General features: G+C 63.8%; 23 protein-coding genes. 12 read left to right on the top strand and 11 right to left on the bottom strand.

Going from position 1 to position 20397, the window contains the following annotated elements:
- Position 1 precedes the first annotated feature (1 nt).
- Positions 2-2632 carry an aminopeptidase N gene (gene pepN / locus V8192_RS11790; RefSeq protein ID WP_341633262.1) on the bottom strand — a complete coding sequence of 877 codons (2631 nt, stop codon included), beginning with the start codon at positions 2630-2632 and terminating at the stop codon, positions 2-4.
- A 155-nt stretch (positions 2633-2787) separates the two neighbouring features.
- Here pepN and V8192_RS11785 point away from each other — a divergent pair, with 155 nt between their 5' ends.
- The 5 genes from V8192_RS11785 (at position 2788) to V8192_RS11765 (ending at position 5871) form a co-directional block, all read left to right on the top strand.
- Positions 2788-3048, top strand: coding sequence for a DUF2171 domain-containing protein (locus tag V8192_RS11785; protein WP_341633261.1), 261 nt, complete (start codon positions 2788-2790; stop codon positions 3046-3048).
- 98 nt (positions 3049-3146) lie between these two features.
- Positions 3147-3581: a hypothetical protein gene (locus V8192_RS11780; RefSeq protein ID WP_341633260.1), complete on the top strand. Its 435-nt coding sequence runs from the start codon at positions 3147-3149 to the stop codon at positions 3579-3581.
- An 84-nt stretch (positions 3582-3665) separates the two neighbouring features.
- A complete protein-coding gene (locus V8192_RS11775; protein ID WP_341633259.1) occupies positions 3666-3995 on the top strand; it encodes a hypothetical protein in 330 nt (109 codons plus the stop codon).
- 45 nt (positions 3996-4040) lie between these two features.
- The gene (locus V8192_RS11770) at positions 4041-4667 is read left to right on the top strand and encodes a trimeric intracellular cation channel family protein (protein ID WP_341633258.1); all 627 of its coding nucleotides are present in this window, start codon (positions 4041-4043) and stop codon (positions 4665-4667) included.
- A gap of 31 nt (positions 4668-4698) precedes the next feature.
- Positions 4699-5871, top strand: a complete 1173-nt coding sequence (locus V8192_RS11765; RefSeq protein ID WP_341633257.1) for an LL-diaminopimelate aminotransferase — start codon at positions 4699-4701, stop codon at positions 5869-5871.
- A 12-nt stretch (positions 5872-5883) separates the two neighbouring features.
- On the opposite strand, the gene V8192_RS11760 is transcribed toward V8192_RS11765, so the two are convergent.
- The 3 genes from V8192_RS11760 to V8192_RS11750 all read right to left on the bottom strand — a co-directional run bounded on the left by V8192_RS11760 (position 5884) and on the right by V8192_RS11750 (position 7534).
- Complete coding sequence (locus V8192_RS11760) at positions 5884-6681, bottom strand: transporter (protein ID WP_341633256.1); 798 nt, start codon at positions 6679-6681, stop codon at positions 5884-5886.
- A 98-nt stretch (positions 6682-6779) separates the two neighbouring features.
- Positions 6780-7232, bottom strand: coding sequence for a PilZ domain-containing protein (locus V8192_RS11755; protein ID WP_341633339.1), 453 nt, complete (start codon positions 7230-7232; stop codon positions 6780-6782).
- Positions 7229-7534: a hypothetical protein gene (locus tag V8192_RS11750; protein ID WP_341633255.1), complete on the bottom strand. Its 306-nt coding sequence runs from the start codon at positions 7532-7534 to the stop codon at positions 7229-7231. Before V8192_RS11750 ends, V8192_RS11755 begins: the two co-directional genes overlap by 4 nt.
- Before the next feature lie 208 nt (positions 7535-7742).
- Here V8192_RS11750 and V8192_RS11745 point away from each other — a divergent pair, with 208 nt between their 5' ends.
- The 3 genes from V8192_RS11745 (at position 7743) to V8192_RS11735 (ending at position 9553) form a co-directional block, all read left to right on the top strand.
- Positions 7743-8411, top strand: a complete 669-nt coding sequence (locus V8192_RS11745; RefSeq protein ID WP_341633254.1) for a PEPxxWA-CTERM sorting domain-containing protein — start codon at positions 7743-7745, stop codon at positions 8409-8411.
- A gap of 218 nt (positions 8412-8629) precedes the next feature.
- The gene (locus V8192_RS11740; RefSeq protein WP_341633253.1) at positions 8630-9193 is read left to right on the top strand and encodes a PEPxxWA-CTERM sorting domain-containing protein; all 564 of its coding nucleotides are present in this window, start codon (positions 8630-8632) and stop codon (positions 9191-9193) included.
- A gap of 12 nt (positions 9194-9205) precedes the next feature.
- On the top strand, positions 9206-9553 hold the full coding sequence (locus tag V8192_RS11735; RefSeq protein WP_341633252.1) for a DUF6481 family protein: 348 nt from the start codon (positions 9206-9208) through the stop codon (positions 9551-9553).
- 49 nt (positions 9554-9602) lie between these two features.
- On the opposite strand, the gene V8192_RS11730 is transcribed toward V8192_RS11735, so the two are convergent.
- From V8192_RS11730 to V8192_RS11710, 5 genes are all read right to left on the bottom strand, one after another.
- The gene (locus tag V8192_RS11730; RefSeq protein ID WP_341633251.1) at positions 9603-10091 is read right to left on the bottom strand and encodes a RidA family protein; all 489 of its coding nucleotides are present in this window, start codon (positions 10089-10091) and stop codon (positions 9603-9605) included.
- A gap of 109 nt (positions 10092-10200) precedes the next feature.
- On the bottom strand, positions 10201-10785 hold the full coding sequence (locus tag V8192_RS11725; RefSeq protein ID WP_341633250.1) for a YdeI/OmpD-associated family protein: 585 nt from the start codon (positions 10783-10785) through the stop codon (positions 10201-10203).
- A 111-nt stretch (positions 10786-10896) separates the two neighbouring features.
- A complete protein-coding gene (locus tag V8192_RS11720) occupies positions 10897-11274 on the bottom strand; it encodes a PilZ domain-containing protein (protein ID WP_341633249.1) in 378 nt (125 codons plus the stop codon).
- Positions 11275-11430: 156 nt separating this feature from the next.
- Positions 11431-12081: a L,D-transpeptidase family protein gene (locus V8192_RS11715; RefSeq protein WP_341633248.1), complete on the bottom strand. Its 651-nt coding sequence runs from the start codon at positions 12079-12081 to the stop codon at positions 11431-11433.
- 7 nt (positions 12082-12088) lie between these two features.
- Positions 12089-12376 (bottom strand): PilZ domain-containing protein, encoded by a 288-nt coding sequence (locus tag V8192_RS11710; RefSeq protein ID WP_341633247.1) that lies wholly within the window; start codon positions 12374-12376, stop codon positions 12089-12091.
- A gap of 198 nt (positions 12377-12574) precedes the next feature.
- Here V8192_RS11710 and V8192_RS11705 point away from each other — a divergent pair, with 198 nt between their 5' ends.
- Together V8192_RS11705 and V8192_RS11700 are read left to right on the top strand one after the other, a co-directional pair.
- Positions 12575-12958, top strand: a complete 384-nt coding sequence (locus tag V8192_RS11705) for a hypothetical protein (protein WP_341633246.1) — start codon at positions 12575-12577, stop codon at positions 12956-12958.
- Positions 12959-13001: 43 nt separating this feature from the next.
- Complete coding sequence (locus tag V8192_RS11700; protein ID WP_341633245.1) at positions 13002-15215, top strand: TonB-dependent receptor; 2214 nt, start codon at positions 13002-13004, stop codon at positions 15213-15215.
- Positions 15216-15307: 92 nt separating this feature from the next.
- Here the strand turns inward: V8192_RS11700 and V8192_RS11695 are convergent, their stop codons facing one another.
- Complete coding sequence (locus V8192_RS11695; protein WP_341633244.1) at positions 15308-16993, bottom strand: M28 family metallopeptidase; 1686 nt, start codon at positions 16991-16993, stop codon at positions 15308-15310.
- Positions 16994-17077: 84 nt separating this feature from the next.
- Between V8192_RS11695 and V8192_RS11690 the strand changes: the two genes are divergently transcribed.
- The gene (locus V8192_RS11690) at positions 17078-17968 is read left to right on the top strand and encodes an ROK family protein (protein ID WP_341633243.1); all 891 of its coding nucleotides are present in this window, start codon (positions 17078-17080) and stop codon (positions 17966-17968) included.
- On the opposite strand, the gene V8192_RS11685 is transcribed toward V8192_RS11690, so the two are convergent.
- Positions 17949-18707, bottom strand: a complete 759-nt coding sequence (locus V8192_RS11685) for a class I mannose-6-phosphate isomerase (RefSeq protein ID WP_341633242.1) — start codon at positions 18705-18707, stop codon at positions 17949-17951. The two genes, V8192_RS11690 and V8192_RS11685, sit on opposite strands and share 20 nt — an antisense overlap.
- Positions 18708-18795: 88 nt before the next feature.
- On the opposite strand from V8192_RS11685, the gene V8192_RS11680 reads away from it, so the two are divergent.
- Entirely contained in the window at positions 18796-20151 is a 1356-nt protein-coding gene (locus V8192_RS11680) for a sugar MFS transporter (RefSeq protein WP_341633241.1), read from the top strand.
- The last annotated feature ends 246 nt before the right edge of the window (positions 20152-20397 follow it).

The following is a 20397-nucleotide window of genomic DNA, read 5'->3' as shown; positions in this document are numbered from 1 at the left end:
CTCAGGCGAGCGACTTGCTCACCTGCTCGTAGACGTCCTTCGACAGCCCCGGTGCCGCGACGATGCGCTCGAGGGCCTGCCGCATCATGGCGGCTCGCCTGGGCTCGAACCGCTTCCAGCGGCCGAAGGGCGGCACCAGGCGCGCGGCGATCTGCGGATTGAGCTTGTCGGCAGCGATGATCATGTCGGCAAGGAAGGCATAGCCGCGCCCGCCTGCGCTGTGGAACGCCCAGTGGTTCGCGCCGAACGTGCCGGCGAGCGAGCGCAGCCGATTGGGGTTGGTCATCACGAAGTCGGGATGCGCTGAGAGCTTCAGCACCTGGTCGACCGTGTCAATGCGCTGCGCGGCGGCCTGGAGCGCAAACCACTTGTCGAGCACGAGCGCATCGTCGTGGAAGCGCTCGTAGAAGGCCTCTAGCGCCTGCGCCCGCTCAGGCGCGTCGAGCGAGACGAGGACGCCGAGCGCTCCCTGGCGGTCCGTCATGTTGTCGGCCGCGGTGAACTGCGCCTTGGCAAGCTCCGCCGCTTTCCGTTCGTCGGCCGCCGCCATCAACCCCAGCGAAACGGTTCTCAACCGCCGGATACCCTTGGCGGTTGGAGAAAGGTCATCGCCTTCAGCCCCGCCGATCCGGTGTGCCGCAAGAAGATCGTCCGCCAAGGCCCTGCCGATTTCCGTGCGCAAGCGATCTCGCGAAGCGTGGATCGCATCGGGATCGACGACATCCATCCGGTCGGCGATGAGGCTCTCGCTCGGAAGCAGGATCGCCTCGGCCTTGAACGCCGGATCGAGCGCGTTCGATTTCAACGTCGCGCCGATGGCGCGGACAACGGGCTCGAAGTCGACGGCTTCGCCGCGGGCACCGGCCGTCAGCGCCGACATCATCAGCTCCTGCATCGCCTCGTAACGGGCGAAGGGATCGGTGTCGGTTTGGGCGAGCTGTTCGAGTTCGTGCGGCTTTCGCTCTGCAGTCAGCAGAACCGGTGCCGAAAAGTCGCGGTTGATCGATAGAAGCGGCGTTTCGCTCACATTCTCGAACGTCACGCTCTGCTCGGCCCCTTCGAGGACGATCAGCTTCTCCGGGCAGATCTCGGCTCCGCTCTCCTTGCCGATGATGGCGGTCTTGAGCGGTATGGGCATCGGCTGCTTGACCGCCTGCCCGGGCGTCGGGTCCTCCTGCTGGCGCAGGTGCAGGGTGGCGCGCTTCGCCGCCGTGTCATGATCGAGCCGAGCGCTGACCTTGGGCGTTCCAGCCTGGCTGTACCAGATCTTGAAGGGCGTCAGGTCAACGCCGCTCGCATCCTCAAGCGCCTTGACGAAATCATCGCAGGTGGCCGCTTCGCCGTCGTGCCTCTCAAAATAGAGATCCGTCCCGGCCCGGAACTTGTCCGGCCCGAGCACCGTCGCAAGCATCCGGATGACCTCGGCGCCCTTGTTGTAGACGGTCGCGGTGTAGAAGTTTGAAATCTCGATATAGCTGTCGGGCCGCACGGGGTGAGCAAGCGGTCCCTGGTCTTCCGGAAATTGCGCGGCGCGCAGCACCCGGACGTCTTCGATCCTCTTGACCGCAGGGCTCCCGATGTCCGCCGAGAAGCTCTGGTCGCGAAAGACCGTGAAGCCTTCCTTGAGGCTCAGCTGGAACCAGTCGCGGCAGGTCACGCGGTCGCCCGACCAGTTGTGGAAATATTCGTGTGCGACGACCCGGGCGATATTGTCGAAATCGGCGTCGGTCGCCGTCTCTTGGTCGGCAAGGACGTAAGCCGAATTGAAGATGTTGAGGCTCTTGTTCTCCATCGCCCCCATGTTGAAGTCCGAGACCGCAACGATGTTGAAGAGATCAAGATCATATTCGCGGCCATAGACCTTCTCGTCCCAGGCCATCGCCAGCTTCAGGCTCTCCATCGCATGATGGGTCTTGGGAAGATCAGCCTCCCGGACCCAGATGAAGAGATCGACCTTGCGGCCGCTCATCGTGGTGAAGCTGTCGCGGTTTGCCTTGAGGTCGCCGGCAACGAGCGCGAACAGGTAGCAGGGCTTGGGGAAGGGATCCTCCCACTGCGCCCAGTGGCGGCCATTTACGGCCTCGCCTTGCCCGGTCCGGTTGCCGTTCGAGAGGAGGACCGGGAAGGCAGCGGCGTCACCCTCCATCCGCACGCTGTATTTCGAGAGGACGTCCGGACGGTCGGGGAAAAAAGTTATCCGCCGGAACCCCTGCGCCTCGCACTGCGTGCAGAGCATGCCGTTCGAGGCATAAAGGCCCATGAGCTTGGTGTTGGCCTCCGGGTGGATGACGGCCTCGGTTTCGACGGTCGCGCGGTCGCCCGCGATGTCGACCAGGAGCGCCGGACCCTCCATCCGGTGCTCGGCCGGCTGCCCGTCCACGAGGACTGAAACCAGCTGCACTCCGTCGCCGTCGAGACGCAGCGGCCGATCGTGCGAGCCGTTGCGCTCGACATTGAGAGTGGCGCGGACCTTCGTCGTCTCGAGGCCAAGATCGAAGTCGAGGGCGAGCTCGGGCACGAGCCAGTCTGGAGGGCGGTAATCCTCGCGGCGGATGGTGAGGTGCGTCGGCGAGGGCGGCGCTTCGGGAGCCGTGTTGGCCTCGGGGATGGTGGTGGTGCGGACGTCAGCCATAGGGGGCCGGGGTAAGCGGGATTGGGAGCGCGGACAACCCGGCCCCGAGGATGACTCGTGCAACAAACAAGCGTAGTCGGGCACCGCGCCGCTGAACCCCTGGCGCGAGCGAAGCGTTGGAACCACATTCAACCCCCTCAAGCGAGGAGAATGCCATGAGCGGCTTCGATGATATCCGCGAACATATGGAAGTGATCGGCGCCGACGGCGTTCACATCGGCACGGTCGACCGCGTCGAGGAGAATCGCATCAAGCTCATCCGCGCCGACAGCGGCGTCGCACACGAAGAGCATCACCATTTCATTCCCAGGGGTCTTGTTGCCGAGGTCGAGGGCGACAAGGTGCGCCTGACCGCGCGCGGGGACGTCGTTGCCGACCTCTTTGAACAGGAACAGAGCGGTAATCCGATCGGCTGACGTTTTGCCGTCGTGCCGGACTTGATCCGGCATCCGCCTTGCTCTCAAATGCTGAGAAGCCCCGGCTGGAAGAAGCCGGGGTGGCGGGGAGGCGGCCAATGCACAGGATCCTGATCTTCACTGGTCTTGCCGCGGCATTGGGCGCCTGCGGGCAATCGAGCGACAACAAGACGCAGAACGAGGCTTCCGCGAATGCGGCGGCGCCCAGGAAGGAGCGTCCACCTTATTGCTTCTTCAAGGACAGCGAGACCAAGGCCTGGGCAGCCTCGCGCGGCAAGGACGGGAACATCACGCTCAAGGGCAAGGTCTATCGCGAGGATTCCCGCTACCAGGCACAGATCGGCAAGATGGACGTCGTAGGCACGACCGCAACGGTCTGGCCGACCATTGCTCCCAACATGAGCAGTTACGGCGCTCCCGATAACTGGTGGGACGTCAAAGCCGTGATCCCCAACAGCGCGGGGGTGGATCAGGTGAGCGTCCACTGCGGCGAGAAGACGATCGCTGATCTGAAAGTCCCCCTGAAAAACTGACGGGCGCAGCCGCGCCCCGGCTCGCCGACGAGCCCATCCACGCGCTTATTGCAAAGAGGCCGTCCAAGGAGCAGCTAGCCCCCCGTGAAGAAACGGGATCAACTGGCGAGTCCCGCGCAGGAAAGCAGCTGGACGCGGCCCGACGCCTATATCGAGGCCCTGGCGCGCAAGCGCAGCTTCCGCCGGCGCAATGCCGACCGGCAGCGCACTCAGCCAGAGCGGCCCAGGCTCTTGCTCTCGACGGTCCCGTTCATGGCGCTCATCGGGCTTCTTGCCGTCCTTGCGGTCCTGATCATGATCCTGGCCTTCCCCGGAGCCCAGCCGCAGCAGAAGGCCACGCAGTTCGCTCAGAAGGAGCAGGGCGTGGCGCAGCCCGGCTGGTTCCAGGAAGCGCAGAAGGAAATGCATCGCTAGCAAGGGCGGCTTGCTGGACCAGCGCGCCGGCTGCATGACGATGCCATGGCCGCTCCGATAGTTCCCCATTTCTACGACGCGCTCATCATTCTCGACTATTTCGGGATTGCGGTGTTCGCGATTTCGGGCGCCCTCGTTGCCGCGGAACGCCGGCTCGATTTCGTGACCTTCGTCTTCTTTGCGGCCGTGACGGGCGTCGGGGGCGGCACGCTTCGCGACCTCCTCATCGGAGCGCCGGTGTTCTGGATCAGGAACAATGCGACCCTCCTCATCTGCATCGGCGCTGCGCTCGCAGTCTGGTCCGTCAACAGCCGCTGGATTGCAGGAAAAGCCCTCGACTGGTTCGATGCCGCCGGCATGACCGCTTATGCGACCTTCGGGTCGGCCAAGGCGATCGGCTACGGCGTAGCACCGGTGCCGGCATTCGCGATGGGCGTCCTTACCGCCTGCTTCGGCGGGATCGTCCGCGACCTCCTTGCAGGCGAACCCTCGATCCTCATGAGCAACGAACTCTATGTCACTGCCGCAGCGCTTTCTGCGGGCCTCTTTGTCATTCTGACGCTGGTTGGAGTTCCGCTCTGGCTGGCGGCGATCCCAGCTGCCCTTGCCGGGTTCGTCCTGCGGGGCCTCGCGATCACCCGGGGCTGGAGCCTTCCAGCGTACAGGGATTGATGCGCCGAGGTCCCGGCTGCAGACTCGCGCGATGGAATCCGACTTCTACCGAATTCAGCGTCTTCCTCCCTACGTCTTTGCCGAGGTTAATGCGATGAAGGCCGCTGCGCGCGCACGCGGCGAGGACATCGTCGATCTTGGAATGGGAAATCCCGACAGGCCGCCGCCGCCGCACGTGATCGAGAAGCTCGCCGAAGTCGCAAGCAACCCTCATGCGCATGGCTATTCCGCGAGCCGGGGGATCCCGGGTCTCAGAAAGGCGCAGGCCGCCTATTACGAGCGCCGCTTCGGCGTGACGCTCGATCCTGACAAGGAAGTCATCGTCACCCTGGGGTCCAAAGAAGGGCTCGCCAATCTCGCCCAGGCGATCACGGCCCCCGGCGATGTCGTCCTTGCGCCCAACCCGTCCTACCCGATCCATACGTTCGGCTTCATCATCGCGGGCGCTGCGATCCGTTCGATCCCGGCTGCGCCGGGGGAGGAATTCTTCGAGCGCCTGACCAACGCCATGAAGTACACGGTGCCGCGCCCCAAGGTCCTGGTCGTCGGCTACCCCTCCAACCCCACGGCCTATGTCGCCGACCTTGGCTTCTATGAACGCCTCGTCGCCTTCGCGCGCGAGCACGGGCTCATCGTCATTTCCGACCTTGCTTATGCGGAGATCTATTTCGGCGACACGCCCACGCCGTCCATCCTCCAGGTCGAGGGCGCAAAGGACGTCGCGGTGGAGTTCACCTCGATGTCCAAGACCTATTCGATGGCGGGCTGGCGGATCGGCTTCGCGGTCGGCAATGCCCGTCTCATCGAGGCGCTCGCACGCGTCAAATCCTACCTCGACTACGGCGCGTTCACGCCGGTGCAGGCGGCGGCCGTAGCCGCGCTCAACGGCCCGCAGGATGTCGTCGCTGCCAACCGCGAACTCTATCGGAAGCGCCGCGACGTGCTCGTCGAGAGTTTCGGGCGTGCCGGCTGGCCGATCCCCGTCCCTAGTGCCTCGATGTTCGCCTGGGTCCCGATCCCGGAGCGCTTTCATAACCTGGGCTCGATGGAATTCTCAAAGCAGCTGCTGACTGACGCCCACGTGGCGGTCGCTCCGGGCGTCGGCTTCGGCGAAGAAGGCGAGGGGTTCGTCAGGATTGCGCTGGTCGAGAATGAACAGCGGCTTCGCCAGGCGGCCCGGGGCGTGAAGAAGATGCTGACCTGAAGAGCATCGAGCTCAAAAGCGGTAGGATATGCCCGTATAGACTTCGACGTCGGGCGTCTGCTTGTTGAGGCCGAAATTGGCCCCGGCGTCGAGCTGCAGGTCCTTGGTCACGAGGTAGGCAGCAGAGCCGTCCCAGGAGACCTCCCTGCCCGTGTTGCCCGGATCCCAGTCCCACAGCGCCCAGATCTCGGTTGAAAGATTGAGCTTGTCGCTCGCTGCAATGCCAAGGTTCACCACCTGCTGGGCTGCGAGATGATAGCCGTGGCCGTCACCGTCGGCGAGAAGATCGAGCTCGGGATCGAGCGAGAGGGTGAGCGGTCCCTTGCCAAGCGGTATCTGGACGGGGACGAGAAGGCCGCCTTCGACCTTTCCGTTCCCGAGCTCGTGGTTGGCGGTCGGGATTTTGACGAAAGGGTCGAGCGTCACCTGTACCGGGGCATTGTCCGGCGTCACTGCGTATTTCACCCGAAGCAGGGTGTCCCCGAAGCTCGAATGATGCTCGTCTATGCCGCCGCCATGGATCGAAACACTTTCGAGCGGCGTCACCCATAACTCGATGTCGGCCCGGCTGCTGACACCATATTTGATCGCAGTATTGCCCCACGTGACGGCGTCGGTGCGCACGCCATCCGACGTGTCCCGGCTCCAGTCGATAAGGCCGGTCTCGATCTGCCATTTTCCTTGAGGGACCGTGCATGGACCCGTGGACCTGCTCGGGCGATCAGCGCAGATCGGCTGAACATCCGCCCCCAAAGCCGGCGCGGCAGTGCCAACCAGCGCTGCTGCAAATATCATCCCTAGCCCCCGCATTGCTGTTTCATGCGCCTGCGCAAGAGCCTGGTCGAGAGTTCAGGGTGTAAAGTTCATGCGGCCGATATGCGCCCGTCATGGAAATACCCATGATTTCATTATGCGGGCGAGGGCAACTCCATCAGCCGCCCCAGGAGCATGTCGAACACTGCCGGATGAATGGCGCTCGAGAATTGCATCCCTGTTGCCGTACCGTCCGCCCAGCAGACGCGCGAACCCAGTGGTTCGAGCTGCGGGAAACGGGTAATGGTGCAATCGCCGACTTCGCAGGGCTCGAGCATTTCTACCCTGCAGCCGTCGACGGAAATGTCCTTGAGCATTACGCCGAAGCTGAAACCGCCCACGCGGCGCACCAGCGCCTCGGATGCAATTGCCTTGCGGCTGAAGCGGCGACGCTCGACCTTTGGGTCAAGAACATCGCTGGACTGGAGCTGAGATGCCGGCCCGCAGGCGAGATAGGCCTGCATCTTTTCGGATACGACCTTGCGGGTCCCGGCCCGGGCGCGGTCGCTGACCTTGAGCAGTCGGCGCTGGGCCGATCGATCAATCATATGCACTGCTGCACCCCCTTTTCCTGGGCTCCGCCACGAGCTGCATTCTGAAGCTGGATCTCCCGGCGTGCCCCACGATCGCTGATGAGGAGGAAATAAGGCGCTGCAGGAGAGGAAGCCCCGAGATTGGAGAAGGTGCCGCCGTGCGCTTTGGGCACGAATGCCCAGACCGCCGACTGGCGATCCTGGCTCCGCGCGAAGCAATCGGCGAAGGCCTGCGTCGACTTGGCCGTCGTCAGCACCGGAAGCGCCGGTGCATCCGCACGCGGAGCCGCAGCGTTAACGATTACGCTGAGCAACACGACTAGTCCAAAATCTTTCATCTCTGGTTCCGTTAACCATTACGCCAAATTCCAGCCCAACTCCTGAAAAACGCTGACACGAGTTAAGCTGGTTTACTGTTCGTTTACCTTGAGATCTTCCGCAACAACCAAATAACAGCTGCACCATTATGGGGCGCATCGTTTCGCCGACTTGATCGGGAGGTCGGATTCACTGCCAAGTGGCGTCGTGGAAAACGCGCTGGAACGACAGCCAAATATCGCGGCTGCAATCCGCCGATCTCGCAGTGCGCGGGCGGCGAAGAAGTCGCGCGCACGGCGTTCGGTGGTTCTTGCCGCGCTCGTATCGCTCGCACTTGCAGGCGGCGGGTTCCTGACCCTCGACAGTGTCATGGGAGGCGATGCCGTCCAGGCCGCGGTTGCCAAGGCCGAGAGCCTTGCCGACCTCATCGGCCAGCGTTCGCCGGGCCAGCGCACCGCGGCGCTGCTTACAAAGACCAAGCACGCCCGCGCGCTCACCAGGGCGCGCGCCCGGCCGCACGTGGACGTGCCGTCGCAGACCGAACTTGCAAAAGTCCTGCTGTCGCCACCGTCACCGGAAGTCGCGCTCGATCTCGCGCCGGCACTTCCAATGGCCTCACTGACCACGCCGCCGCCGGTCGCCGGCTTCATTGTCCCTCCTTCGGGCGGGGGCGGGGGCGGCCTCGTCTCTCCCCCCGGCGGCGGTGGGGGCGGCGGCGTCTCGCCACCAGGCGGAACCGAGACATTCCCGAGCGGACCACGCGAACCTGTGCCTAGCGCAGTGCCCGAGCCTGCCTCATGGGCACTTATGTTGCTGGGTTTCGGGCTGGTCGGCTGGCGTGCGCGCCGGACCCGGCCCGCGCTTAAGGCCGCTTAAGCTCCATTCGCCACCCAAGCCGGACTTCGAGCGCCTCTTCAGGCTACGAAAGCTAACGATGGCTTTCCGGCCCATTCCCGCCATTGGCGGAGGGCTGCTTCCGGCCCAGACCGGATCCCAATCCTTTGGTCCGAAATTCGCCGTTGCTTCATTGACTCTGCAGGCCGAAGGTGAGTTAATCAGAAGTTAATAAAAAATTAATGATCGAGGAGTGTCCTATGAGACCCGTTTCGATCGCCGCGGCAGCAGCGCTGGCGGCTCTGGTTTCCACGGCCGCCGATGCGTCTGTCGTCTATTCATATGACGACACGATCCACGGCCGTTCGTGGCAACTGACGACGTCGGATTTCATCACGTCCACCACGTCGTTTACGGCAGCCCAGCTCGACAGTTGCTCGCCGGCCAGCGGATTTCCGTGCTCGAGAATTGATTTCGATATTCAGGCTGCAGGACCAAACATCGATGAGATCCTCATATTCTGGGACATGGGCAACGGCGGCTTCCTGGTAGCCGGAGATTTCTTCCAGACAGGCTCGTTAGGAGCTGTGGGAACTTACAAGTTCAGCTATTCCGTCGGGACCCTGACGGTATCGCAGCCCACGTCGGGAGTACCCGAACCCGCGACGTGGGCGATGATGGTTCTCGGCTTCAGCGCGATGGCGTTCGCGATACGGCGGAGCCGCTCGGTTCTTCGCGTTGCTTCAATACCAGTCTATCGAACGCCTGCTTTTCCACCGGTGCGGACATTTTCACGGCCGACCGGACAGGACGGCACAGGTTGAGTTGTTTTTTCCATGCATGGGGCGAAAAGGCGCCAGGCTCGTTCTGCAACCATGACCTCATTTAAGCCTCCGTCCTTCCAGGACCGTGTCGGCCAGGCCGCCGACGCGAAGGAAAGAGCATTGGCGCAGCTTCGGCTCAGGCCTGAGCCGGACCAAAATAAATTGGCTGAACGCAAGGCTGCCAGCGTGCGGCGCCAGGCGCGTGAAGATGCGAAGTCAATCGCGAAGAATGCGGCCGCAGAAGCCGCAGCGCAGTCCAAGGCCAAAGCCGCAGCCAAGGCGTCTGCGCCCGTTCCAAGCGAAGCCGAGCGAAAGGCGGCGCGTGACGCCCGCTATGCCGCAAGGAAGGCTCGCAAATAGGCGGGAGGTCTGCCTTCTACCAATTGCGCACGTTTGCCGGGAGCCTGGATCAGCGAGCCTCTCTTATCTCGACTTCACCTTCCACGATCACCGGGGAGTTGAGTGCGAGCTCGGCCATGCCCGCGACTGCTCGCGGACACAGAGCGGCCTCTTCACCAAACAGATCGATCATGAGTTCGGTGAAACCGTCGATCACAGGCGCAAGCGCCACGAACCCTGGTGCAGCGTTGACCATTCCAAAGACCCGGGTCCAGCTGATCAACCGATCGAGATCTCCAATTTCCCGCTTGAGATCGGCAAGTATGGCAAGCGCCGCCGAACGAGCTGCCGCACGACCCTGTTCGAGGGTGAGGTCCGACCCAACCTTTCCCGCGGGCCCGGCGAAATCGCCATTTGGAAGCCGTGGTCCGTGACCCGCGATTATCGCGCGATTGCCGATGACACGGACCTGGCGCCAACTGATCCGGAAGCCAGGTGGCGCTCGCATTGGATCGGGCAGCACGAGACCCATTTTCGAAAGCTTGCCCTCGATGTGCATGATTTTGGTCTCCAGGTTGGCGCCGCCTCACTCGTCAAGCTTACGCGATTTGGCGTATGTCGGAAGCTGACACCTGATCCCGCCGGTGGCGTCCTCGAAGTTGTAATCGCTAGCCGTGAATCGTCTCGCCGCGCTCAAGCATGGCGACATATTCAGCGATTTTCCTCGCGCGGGTCTCGGGACGCTTAACGGAGCCGATGCGGTAGAGGATTGCGTATCTGTTCGCACCCTTCAGCGTTGCAAAGAACGTCGCTGCCTGCTGATTGGCGTTGAGTGCATCCTGAAGGTCAGTGGGGACTTTCGCGGAACTTGCGGGCGCGTAGGCCGCGGCCCATCTGCCATCGGCCTTTGCAGCCTCAATTTGCGCGAGGCCTGACTTTCGCATCCTCCCCTCGGCAAGAAGCTCCGTCGCTCGGCTCTTGTTCACCTGCGACCATCTGCTGCGACGTTTTCGGGGTGTGAAACGGACGAGCCAATATTCGTCGTCATATTTGTCGAGCTGGCCGTCGATCCACCCGTAACAGAGCGCGGCGTCGATGGCTTCAGCCTTCGTCAGGCCAGGGGCGCTCGCCGACTTCTTCGGGAGCTTCAGCCATGCGCCGGCGGCCTCCGCGGGCTGCCGATCCAGCCACTCTTCGAAACTTTCAGCTGCGGGAAAAGCCAGAACAGGTAAGCCGTCGCGCTGCTCAGTCACCGGAAGTGACATAGCCGACGGATCCGTCAGCGCAACGTCACGTGCGACTGGAACGGCAAACCTTGCAGGCTCCCGAATTCCGGGAGCCGTCCTGGCTGGGAGGAGATGCAGCTAGCGCGCCACGCCGTAGTGCCAGTCTCTGGCGGCAATCCTTTCATCGACGCTGCTCCAAATCACTGAAGCGACCGCCACCTCCCGGCGCAACCGGGCAAACTCAAAGTTCGCGAGCGGGACGTCGAACGAGATCCCGCACTCTTCCTCTTGCAACCAGGCGACCGTGCCGAACACATGGACGCAGTCCAGTCTCAGCGACACCGCCGCTCCGGTAGTGGGCAGATGCGCGCCCTTGAGCCTCGCACCTGTCATCGACAGGTCCACGAGCTCCGCAAGGGCAGAGTTTTCAACCGTACTGAGAACGGCTGGTAGTGGGAGTTTCTCGCGCGAGGCGGCGCGCCGACCCCCGCCGATTTTCTTGCCGAAGATACGCATACTCGAGCCTCCAAAAGGCCCCCCGAAACCAATTGTTAATCTCTTGCGCCCTAACGAATGCTTTCAGAACAGCGTGAAGATCTGGTTTACGAATTGCCGGCCGCGCGGCTTCTTCCGGTCTCACCGATGCCCGAAAATTCTTCCGTGAATTGCGTCCTAGCTGTTTGAAGCCGGAGCGCGATGTCCTCGCCCGGCACCATCGACGATGAGCACTTCATCGCCAAGATGCGTGGCCGCGAACAGCTTGGCCGCGAAAGCCTCCGGAACGCCGATGCAGCCGTGCGTTGCATAGCCCCAGCGCACGTTGCTTGCATGAATGGAGACGCCGTCGGCCGTCAGGCGAAGAGTGAACGGCATCGGCGCGTCATAGGTCGCCGAGCGATGGTCCTTGAGCTTGGCCAAGACGGGGAACCTGCCGGTAGGCGTCGGAACGCCATCGGCGCCATAGAGGATCACGGCGGTGCCGATCTCGTGACCGGCGCGAAAGACCGAAAGGATCTGCGAATTAAGGTCGACCCGGATCCAGGTCGGGCCCGCGGGGACGCCCTCTTCATCCCATCGATAGTCGCCGTAGGTCATCCGACCGGGCACGGCGAGGATCGTCTTCACCGGCCGATCGACCAGGCCCGCCGCCAAGGCCTCGTGCAAGCTTGAGGCCGAAACCGGCAGGCGGCCGGCCGGAAGCGCCGCGTTCCTAAGCGGCTGTGCTGAGGCAGCCGGCGGATGCGCCTGGCCTGCCATCGACAGCGCTGCGGCGGTCGTGCCGCCGAGCGCGAACGCAGACAAGCCGATCAGGAGGCGCCTCATCGGCTGATCAGATCCCGCTTTGCTCGGGCTGGACGTCGCCGCCGACGAAGCGGGCGCCTGCGCAATCATCGCGTACCCAGCAGACCTCGACGTGGCTGGCGCCGCGCTTCAGCACGCGAAGCTCGAACGTCTCGCCCCGCTCGAATGTATCGGCCGAGCGAATCTGGCAGCCGCCGTAGGAGAGGTCCGAAAGGACGACGTCGGAATCGCGCGTGTCGCTAAGTGCGAAGCCGCGAAGGTTGACCGGTCGCCGCTCGTCGCGACTGACGAAAGATCTGAGCTCGAGATGCTCCATTGTTTGCCCCTATGATGTGAGCCCCCGGCTTACCACGAAGCCCAACTGGCGGCCTGCGCACAGAAGCGGCTGTGCCAAAACCGAACGGTCGGGCGCCTGGGAATTTTTGGGCCGCTCGCGACGTCAAAGCCCATGAAACCGGGAGCCGCTGGGACGCCCGGGTGGAAATGGCACAAGAGGGTGACTAAGGCACAGGGCATGCCGCGCGAGCGCCGTCGGTTGACGTTCATCCTCCTTGCATGCGCGCTTGCCGTGCGAATGCTGGTCCCTGCCGGCTGGATGCCGGCGACAGTCGGAGGGCCGCTGGCGATCGAACCGTGTCCCGCCGCGGACGCCTCGCCGATCATTGCGATGGTGGGGCATCATCACGATGCCCGCCACCACTCGCACAAGGCGCAACATGATGGTGACTGCGCCTTTGCTCCGCTGTCGAGCGCGTTCGCTGCGTCCGACACGCCGGCCGCACTCCTCACCAAGATGCCAGTCGCCGCGGCGCGTCCGGAAATTCCAGCTGAGCTCTTCTTCGCGACGGGGCCGCCTGCGCTGCCACCTCCAGCAAGAGGACCGCCTGCAATCGCCTGATTTCGTTCGCCAATAACCGAACTCGAACAGGTGATTGTCAAAAATGCCCGCAATAGAAGCGCCGCCTGCGGCGTCGTCGGCCATCGTGGTCGTCGGCACTCGCGAGGCTGCAGAAAAGACTCCCAGCACCACCGAAAGCGTCACTGCAGCGAGGCTTCGTGCAACGGTCGCGGTCCGCAACACGGAAGACGCTCTTCGCTATCTGCCGAGCCTCCTCGTTCGCAAGCGCCACGTCGGCGACACGCAGGCGCCGCTGGCCACCCGGACCTCGGGTGTCGGAGCGAGCGCGCGCAGCCTCGTCTACGCCGACGGCGTGCTGCTGTCGGCGCTGATCGGCAACAATAACAACTTTGCCTCGCCGCGCTGGGGCATGATCTCGCCCGAAGAGATCGAGCGGGTGGACGTACTCTATGGCCCGTTCTCTGCCATGTATCCCGGCAATTCGATCGGTGCGGTGGTCAACATTACGACCAAAATGCCCGACAGGCTCGAGGCGTCGGCGACGGTGGCGGGCAATTTGCAGGCGTTCGATCAATATGAGACCCGCGGTCACCACCCGGCGTACCAGCTGAGCGGGACCGTGGGTGACAGGATCGGGCCTGCAGCCTGGTTCCTTTCGGCGAACCACGTCGACAGCCGAAGCCAGCCCCTTGCTTATGTCACGGCCCTGCGCCCGGCCACGGCTTCCGCTGCAGGAATTCCGGTGACGGGCGCGGTCGCTGCCCTGAACCGCGGCGGCCAGCCCATCTCGGTCATCGGGGCAGGCGGCTTCGAGCACCAGCGGCAGGACAATCTGAAAGCGAAGGTCGCAATCGAGCTGAGCTCGAGCCTGCACTTCACCTGGCAGACCGCCCTCTTCCTCAATGATACCGACAGTCACGCGGACAGCTATCTGAAAAACTCGAGCGGGATCCCGGTCTATGCCGGGGCCGTGAATATCGACGGGCGCGCGGTGACCATTCCCGCAAGCGCCTTTTCGAACCAGGTCTACCGGTTCGACGAGCGCCACTGGATGCATTCGGCCAGCCTCGAGCAGAACTCCGGCCAGTTCTTCTGGTCGCTGATCGGCTCGGTCTACCGCTATGCAAGGGACGACCAGCGCATCCCTTCAGTCGCGTTGCCGTCCGCTTCTGAAGGCGGCGCGGGATCAATCACGCGGATGGGCGGCACGGGTTGGCGAACGCTCGATCTCCACGGCTACACCCGCGCGCTCGAGGACCACGAGGTTCACGGCGGCGCACACTTTGACGGTTTCACGCTGAAGAGCCGCCGCTTCATGACGAGCGATTGGCTGAGCGGGGAAGCAGGCGCGTTGGCGCAGGAATCGCGCGGCAAGTCTCGAACACTCGCTCTGTGGGCGGAGGACGAGTGGACTCCGGCCCCTGGCTTCGTGCTGACGCTTGGTGCACGCTATGAGTGGTGGAAGGCCTATGGCGGGCGAAACTTTTCCTCCCTCCCGGCGCTCGATGTGAGCCAGCCGAAGCGAAGCGCGCAGGGACTGTCGCCAAAGATCTCGCTTCGCTGGGAGCCCGCAAGGCGCTGGACCGTCACGATTTCGGGCGGCCGTGCGCTTCGCTTTCCGACTGTCAGCGAGCTCTACCAGGCGATCAGCACGGGTCCGACGATCACCGTCCCCGATCCCCATCTCAAACCCGAAAAGGCGCTTTCGGCCGAGCTTGCGATCGAACGACGATTGCCCGGCGGCCACGCGCGGCTCTCCCTGTTCCGCGAGAGCATCAAGGATGCGCTGATCTCGCAGGCGGGGCTGCTGCCGAGCCAGACGCAATTATTCAGCTTCGTTCAGAATATCGGAGGAACACGAACGAGCGGGATCGAGCTTGCCATCGACAAGAGCAATCTACTCCCACGTTTCGATCTGTCCGGCAGCCTCACCTTGGCCGATCCCAGGATCGTCTCCGATCCGGCCCTGAGAGCTGCAGAGGGGAAGCTCATCCCGCAGGTGCCGCGCCGCAAGGCGACACTCGTTGCCACTTATCGCCCGACTGACCGCCTCTCGCTGACCGGAGCAGTGCGATATTCGAGCCGCATGTTCGGAACGATCGATAACAGCGACATCGTCGGCCATACCTTCCAGGGCTTCGAGGGCTATGTCGTCGCCGACGCTCGCGCGCTTTATCGCCTGGCGCCCCGGATCGACATTGCGATGGGCATCGAGAACCTCACCGACCGCCGCTATTTCCTTTTCCACCCGTTCCCGGGCCGCACCTTGACCGCCGAGGTCCACTGGCACCTGTGAGGTGCGTCTAGAGCCTGATCCGGCCGTCGATCTTCCGCGCCTTCTTCACGTCGACCATGCGGGCAAAGCAGCGGGCCCTGCCTCCACGAGGTTCAGAGTCCGCGCTCGCCCTTGCGGTGCACAGGCGAGCCCCCGCGCGCTGCCTCGCTTTGGGCGCGTACGGCCGCGAATTCGGAAGTCGGTTTCCACCGCGGCCAGGCGCGACTGTTCGCGAGCCTTGATCCGATCGCGTAGAACAGCTCGGCCTCCTGCGCCGCACCCTTGAGGTTCCAGGTCGGCGCCCAGGCATCGCAGGTCTGATGATAGCAGTTGGTGGTGAAGCTGCTCAGCCACCGCTCGCCAGCCGGCCGTCCGCCTTCGACCATGTCGTAGGCACCGGAAAGCGCCATATCGAGCAGCACCGGAACGCCGCGCTTGGCAAAGGAGAAGTGATCGGCGCGGTAGAAGAGGCCGCGCTCGGGATGGTTCTCGTCCGTCACATAGCGGCCCTGGGCCCTGGCGGCCGATGCGAGATAATCCTCCATCTCGCTCTGACCCCGCCCGACGAGCACAGCGTCCTTCACCGCCCCGTTCCACTGCAGCGTGTCGAAGGTGAGGTTGGCAACCATGGTCTCCATCGGAAACAGCGGATGCTGGGCATAATATTCTGAGCCGAGCAGCCCTCGCTCCTCGCCGGTCCAGGCGGCGAACAGCAGTGTTCTTGCCGGCCGCGGGCCTGCCGAGAACAGCCGTGCGTCCTCGAGCATCGCGGCGAGCCCCAGCGCATCGTCCGCGGCGCCCGGGCGGATCGTGCCGCCCTTTGCGTCAGGAGGACCGATGCCATAGGCGTCCCAGTGGCCGCCGTAGCTGACCGTCTCGCTGGGATATCTGGAGCCGGTGAGCTTACCAAGCACGTTATGGCTGGTGATGCGGGCGAGCGTCACCGGGATGTCGGCCGAGAAACTTGCCTTGAGGTCGATGGGCCGGAAGGCGGCGCTCCGCGCCTCACGCCTCACCTGGTCATAGTCGCGGCCCGCACGCTTGAGCAGCGCCGCGGCAACACCCTCCTGGATCCAGCCCTGAAGCAGCACGGGCTGGGGTGCGCTGGCGGGCAGTGAAATGGCATAGCTCTCGCCAGCAGGGCTCTTCACCACCGCCCAGGGGTAACCGGCACCTTCGGTTTCGTGGACGACCAGCGCAGCGATTGCGCCGCGCCGCGCAGCCTCCTCATACTTGTAGGTCCAGCGGCCATAATAAGTCATGGTTCTGCCGCCGAACTTGCCGGCGACGGGTTCGCCTTTCGCGGCCTCGAAATCGGGATCGTTGACGAGCATCACTGCGACCTTGCCGTGAAGGTCGACGCCCTTGAAATCGTCCCATCCGCGCTCGGGCGCCGCGACGCCGTAACCGACAAATACCATCGGCGCATTCTGGATGCGGACACGGTCCACCGGGCGAACCGTGCCGAGGTAAATGTCGTCCGGGAAACGGAGCTGCTGCGTCTGGCCGGCCTGCGTGACCGAAAGCGCCATCGGAGCTTTCAGCTGCGTGTGGATCATCGGCACTTCTTGGGTCCACCCGCCATTCTCTCCGGCAGGCTCCAGGCCCGCGGCCTTGAACTGCTCGATGAGGTAGGGGACGGTCTTGGCTTCTCCCGGCGTCCCGGGCGCCCGGCCCTGGAATTCGTCCGACGAAAGCACGCGGCTGATGTCGGACATGCGCTGCATGTTGACGTGTGGAGCAGGGGGCGCAGCGCCGATCGCGGCCAATCCTGCAAGTGCCAACAGGCTCCGCTTCATTCCCGCCTCCTCTTCGCTCGTCACCCGCGAAACGGACAGGAGCGGCGCTTGTTGCGTCCTCTTCCTCATCGTAGCACCCACTTTATGATGGCAGCTTCCGCCAACTTCGCGGGCGTCGAACTCGGCGGGACGAAATGCGTGGCAATCCTTGCGCGCGGCCCCGGCGACGTCCTCGCCCGTGAAACTCTCCCGACAACTTCTCCGGGTGAGACATTGGAACGCATCGAGCAGGTCCTCGAAGAATGGCAGTCGGAGCATGGATTTGGAGCGCTGGGGATCGGAAGCTTCGGTCCGCTCGACCTTGATCCGGGCTCTTTCACTTACGGCCAGATTACGAGCACCCCGAAGCCGGGCTGGCGCGGCGCCCCGGTGCGCGAACGGCTCGCGCGCGCTTCTGGCGTGCCGACGGTATTCGACACGGATGTGAACGGCGCTGCGCTCGCCGAAATGCGCTGGGGCTCGGGCCGGGGCTTCGATGATTTTGCCTATGCGACGGTCGGAACCGGCGTCGGCGTCGGGCTCATCGTCAACGGCAAGCCGACGCGCGGCTTTGCGCACTGCGAACTCGGACACATCCGTGTCGCAAGACTAGCGGGAGACGAGTTTCCCGGCTCCTGTCCCTATCACGGAGATTGCGTGGAAGGGCTTGCCGCGGGCCCGTCGCTCAAGGCGCGTGTGGGGGACCGCGTCGGTGCCCTGAAGCCCGATGATCCCGTCTGGAACTCGGTGGCCTGGGCTCTTGCGCAGCTCTGCCACGCAATCGTCTGCGCTGCGACGCCGCGGGCAATTGCAATCGGGGGCGGCGTCATCGGTCACCAGCCGCATCTGCTTCCGCTCGTCGAACGACTGCTGGTCGAAAGTCTTGCCGGTTATGTCGAACTACCGCCCGGCGCAGCTTACGTCCGCGCACCCGATCTCGGGAACGATGCCGGCCCCATGGGCGCGATCGCTCTTGCTATGACCGCCTTGCGCTAGCGCCGACAAGCATCTGCCCGGACGCAAGACCGAAGGTTTCGCCGGGTTGGAGAAGAAAGCAGTCTCCAGCACCTTTGCCCTCGAGCGGCATCACCCAGCGCTGGCGGTCCTCGAGCACGTCTTTTGCAGTGAGGACCAAGGTGAAGTGCGGTCCATCAACAAGCATGCGATTTTCCCCCCGCGAGAGGTGCACGAGCTGGTCGGGGAAGGGGCCGGCCTTCGCCACTTCAATAGCGTCCTCGAGGTGCAGCGCGCGGGGACGCCCATAATCATAAAGCCGGTAGGTGACGTCCGAATTCTGCTGGAATTCGAGGAGCGATATGCCCGCCCCGATCGCGTGGATGGTTCCTGACGGCACGAACACGAAATCGCCGGCACTGACGGGCCGCCAGTCGATCAGCTCCTCGATCGATCCGTCCAGCGCCGCCGCCTGAAGTTCTTCCTTGCGCGCAGCGCGCTTGAGCCCGAGGCCAATCGTTGCGCCTGGCTCTGCCTCGAGGATTGTCCAGCACTCGCTCTTTCCCTCCGGAAGACTTCGCGAGCGCGCCTGTTCGTCGTCGGGATGAACCTGGATCGAAAGCCGTTCGCTGGTGAAGATATATTTGGCGAGGAGGGGAAGGTCCTTATCGCCCTCGAACCAGACTTCACCGATCCTCGTCCCCGCTGGCGGGTCGAACATCGGCGGAAGCGTCGTCCTCCCCCACGGCTTTTCGACATAGCGGCGCTGAAGCTTGATCATCGCCAAAGGTTTAGCAGCGAACGCGCTGCCTTGTGGAAGCGAATTTTCACTGTCACGTTCGCTTCTCGAAGCGCGAAAAGGGGAAAGCGTGCGACAGCGGCAAAGTGCAGGCGTCGGCGGCGCCTACGGGGTGGTCACCTGCCTGTTCTTCGCCTGGGGGTTCATCACCTCGCTCAACGACCCCCTGGTCGCCTCGGTCAAAGGCATCTTCCGCCTCACCGATGTCGAAGCGCAGCTCACCGCCTTTGCCTTCTTCATCGCTTACGGGGTGATGAGCCTTCCCGGCGCCGTGCTCCTCAGCCGGATGAAGTCGGTTCCGACCGTGCTCCTGTCGCTCGGGCTGATGGTCGCCGGCTGCCTCATCATGATGGCTGCCGTGAACGCGGCGATCTATCCCTTGATCCTCCTTGGCCTTTTCGTGCTCGCTAGCGGGATCACCATTCTCCAGGTCGCCGCGAACCCTCTCGCCGCGGCCCTCGGTTCGCCCGAACGAAGCCACTTCCGGCTGACGTTCAGCCAGGCCTTCAACAGCTTCGGTACCTTTCTTGGACCGATCCTCGGCGCGCACCTTTTCCTGCGCGGAATCGAGATCAAGCCGGGCACGGCGGTCACTGAAAGCGCCAGGGCGAGCGCGCTTGCCGGCATCGACCGCGCGTACCTCTGGCTCGCGGCGATGCTCCTCCTCATCGGCCTCATGATCTTCCTTGCCCGCAGGCTCATCGGCGCTGCAGCGCCGCCGCCGCCGCACGAGACCGCGAAACTCGGCATCGGCGCCACGATCAGCGAAGCCTTGTCCTCGCGCTGGGCATTGTTCGGCGGTCTTGCAATCTTTCTTTACGTGGGCGCCGAGGTGGCGATCGGAACGCAGATGGCGCTGTTCCTCAACTCCGACCTGGTCTGGGGCCGCTCCGATGCGCTGTTCGATGCACCCCTCGTCCGTTTCGTCGTCCCTCAGGACGGCGTTACCGGCCTTTCGCTCGAGCAGGCCGGAAAGGCGACCGCGCTCTACTGGGGCGGAGCGATGGTCGGCCGGTTCGTCGGTTCGGCGCTCCTGACCAGGATTCCGGCGCCGAGGCTGCTTGCGATCTTCACCGCGGCGGCCTGCGCTCTTTGTCTTTTCGTCTTCAGCGTCGGCGGGGTTCCCGCAGGATGGGCCGCACTCTCGATCGGCCTCTTCAATTCCATCATGTTTCCGGTGATCTTCACCATCACGCTCGAGCGATCGACTGCCAGCGAAGAAGCGACGTCGGGCTTCCTCTGTTTCTCGATCGTCGGCGGAGCCGTCCTGCCCCTCGTCGCCGGCCTGGTTTCGCAGCACAGCAGTTACGTCACGGCCTTCATCGTCCCGGCGGTCTGCTACGCGGTCCTGTGCCTCTTCGCGATCGCTTCGCGGAGCGCCGACGTCCGCCTGCGCGAGGAGCCGGCATCGGCGACGATCCACTGATTGTCTGCGCGCCGGGTGTTGCACCGCGGCAAATCCACAGGATTTTGTGTTGACAGATCATTTACCCGCTTGCGTCCAGCGCGCGTTGAGGCACAATAGCTAGTAGCGAACGAGGGGGAACACTCAACAACTGGTGTTCTGGCGCCGGAATGACTATATTCCGGTGACGGGAAAACTCGTCCCCGCTTTCCACAGGGAAGGGGGACGAAAAAGCCCCGAAGGGCGCGAAAAACGGCTAGGGTGCAG

It is taken from the genome of Sphingomonas agri (assembly GCF_038148795.1).
GTDB lineage: Bacteria > Pseudomonadota > Alphaproteobacteria > Sphingomonadales > Sphingomonadaceae > Sphingomicrobium > Sphingomicrobium agri.
Note: the sequence above shows the minus strand (reverse complement) of the source record. Positions and strands in the feature narration are given on the sequence as shown.

Bases quoted from the DNA above. Each gene is read 5' to 3' on its own strand.
- pepN (WP_341633262.1), bottom strand. From the start codon at position 2,632: ATGGCTGACGTCCGCACCACCACCATCCCCGAGGCCAACACGGCTCCC.
- V8192_RS11785 (WP_341633261.1), top strand. From the start codon at position 2,788: ATGAGCGGCTTCGATGATATCCGCGAACATATGGAAGTGATCGGCGCC.
- V8192_RS11780 (WP_341633260.1), top strand. From the start codon at position 3,147: ATGCACAGGATCCTGATCTTCACTGGTCTTGCCGCGGCATTGGGCGCC.
- V8192_RS11770 (WP_341633258.1), top strand. From the start codon at position 4,041: ATGGCCGCTCCGATAGTTCCCCATTTCTACGACGCGCTCATCATTCTC.
- V8192_RS11765 (WP_341633257.1), top strand. From the start codon at position 4,699: ATGGAATCCGACTTCTACCGAATTCAGCGTCTTCCTCCCTACGTCTTT.
- V8192_RS11760 (WP_341633256.1), bottom strand. From the start codon at position 6,681: ATGCGGGGGCTAGGGATGATATTTGCAGCAGCGCTGGTTGGCACTGCC.
- V8192_RS11755 (WP_341633339.1), bottom strand. From the start codon at position 7,232: ATGATTGATCGATCGGCCCAGCGCCGACTGCTCAAGGTCAGCGACCGC.
- V8192_RS11740 (WP_341633253.1), top strand. From the start codon at position 8,630: ATGAGACCCGTTTCGATCGCCGCGGCAGCAGCGCTGGCGGCTCTGGTT.
- V8192_RS11735 (WP_341633252.1), top strand. From the start codon at position 9,206: ATGCATGGGGCGAAAAGGCGCCAGGCTCGTTCTGCAACCATGACCTCA.
- V8192_RS11730 (WP_341633251.1), bottom strand. From the start codon at position 10,091: ATGCACATCGAGGGCAAGCTTTCGAAAATGGGTCTCGTGCTGCCCGAT.
- V8192_RS11720 (WP_341633249.1), bottom strand. From the start codon at position 11,274: ATGCGTATCTTCGGCAAGAAAATCGGCGGGGGTCGGCGCGCCGCCTCG.
- V8192_RS11715 (WP_341633248.1), bottom strand. From the start codon at position 12,081: ATGAGGCGCCTCCTGATCGGCTTGTCTGCGTTCGCGCTCGGCGGCACG.
- V8192_RS11710 (WP_341633247.1), bottom strand. From the start codon at position 12,376: ATGGAGCATCTCGAGCTCAGATCTTTCGTCAGTCGCGACGAGCGGCGA.
- V8192_RS11705 (WP_341633246.1), top strand. From the start codon at position 12,575: ATGCCGCGCGAGCGCCGTCGGTTGACGTTCATCCTCCTTGCATGCGCG.
- V8192_RS11700 (WP_341633245.1), top strand. From the start codon at position 13,002: ATGCCCGCAATAGAAGCGCCGCCTGCGGCGTCGTCGGCCATCGTGGTC.
- V8192_RS11695 (WP_341633244.1), bottom strand. From the start codon at position 16,993: ATGAAGCGGAGCCTGTTGGCACTTGCAGGATTGGCCGCGATCGGCGCT.
- V8192_RS11690 (WP_341633243.1), top strand. From the start codon at position 17,078: ATGATGGCAGCTTCCGCCAACTTCGCGGGCGTCGAACTCGGCGGGACG.
- V8192_RS11685 (WP_341633242.1), bottom strand. From the start codon at position 18,707: ATGATCAAGCTTCAGCGCCGCTATGTCGAAAAGCCGTGGGGGAGGACG.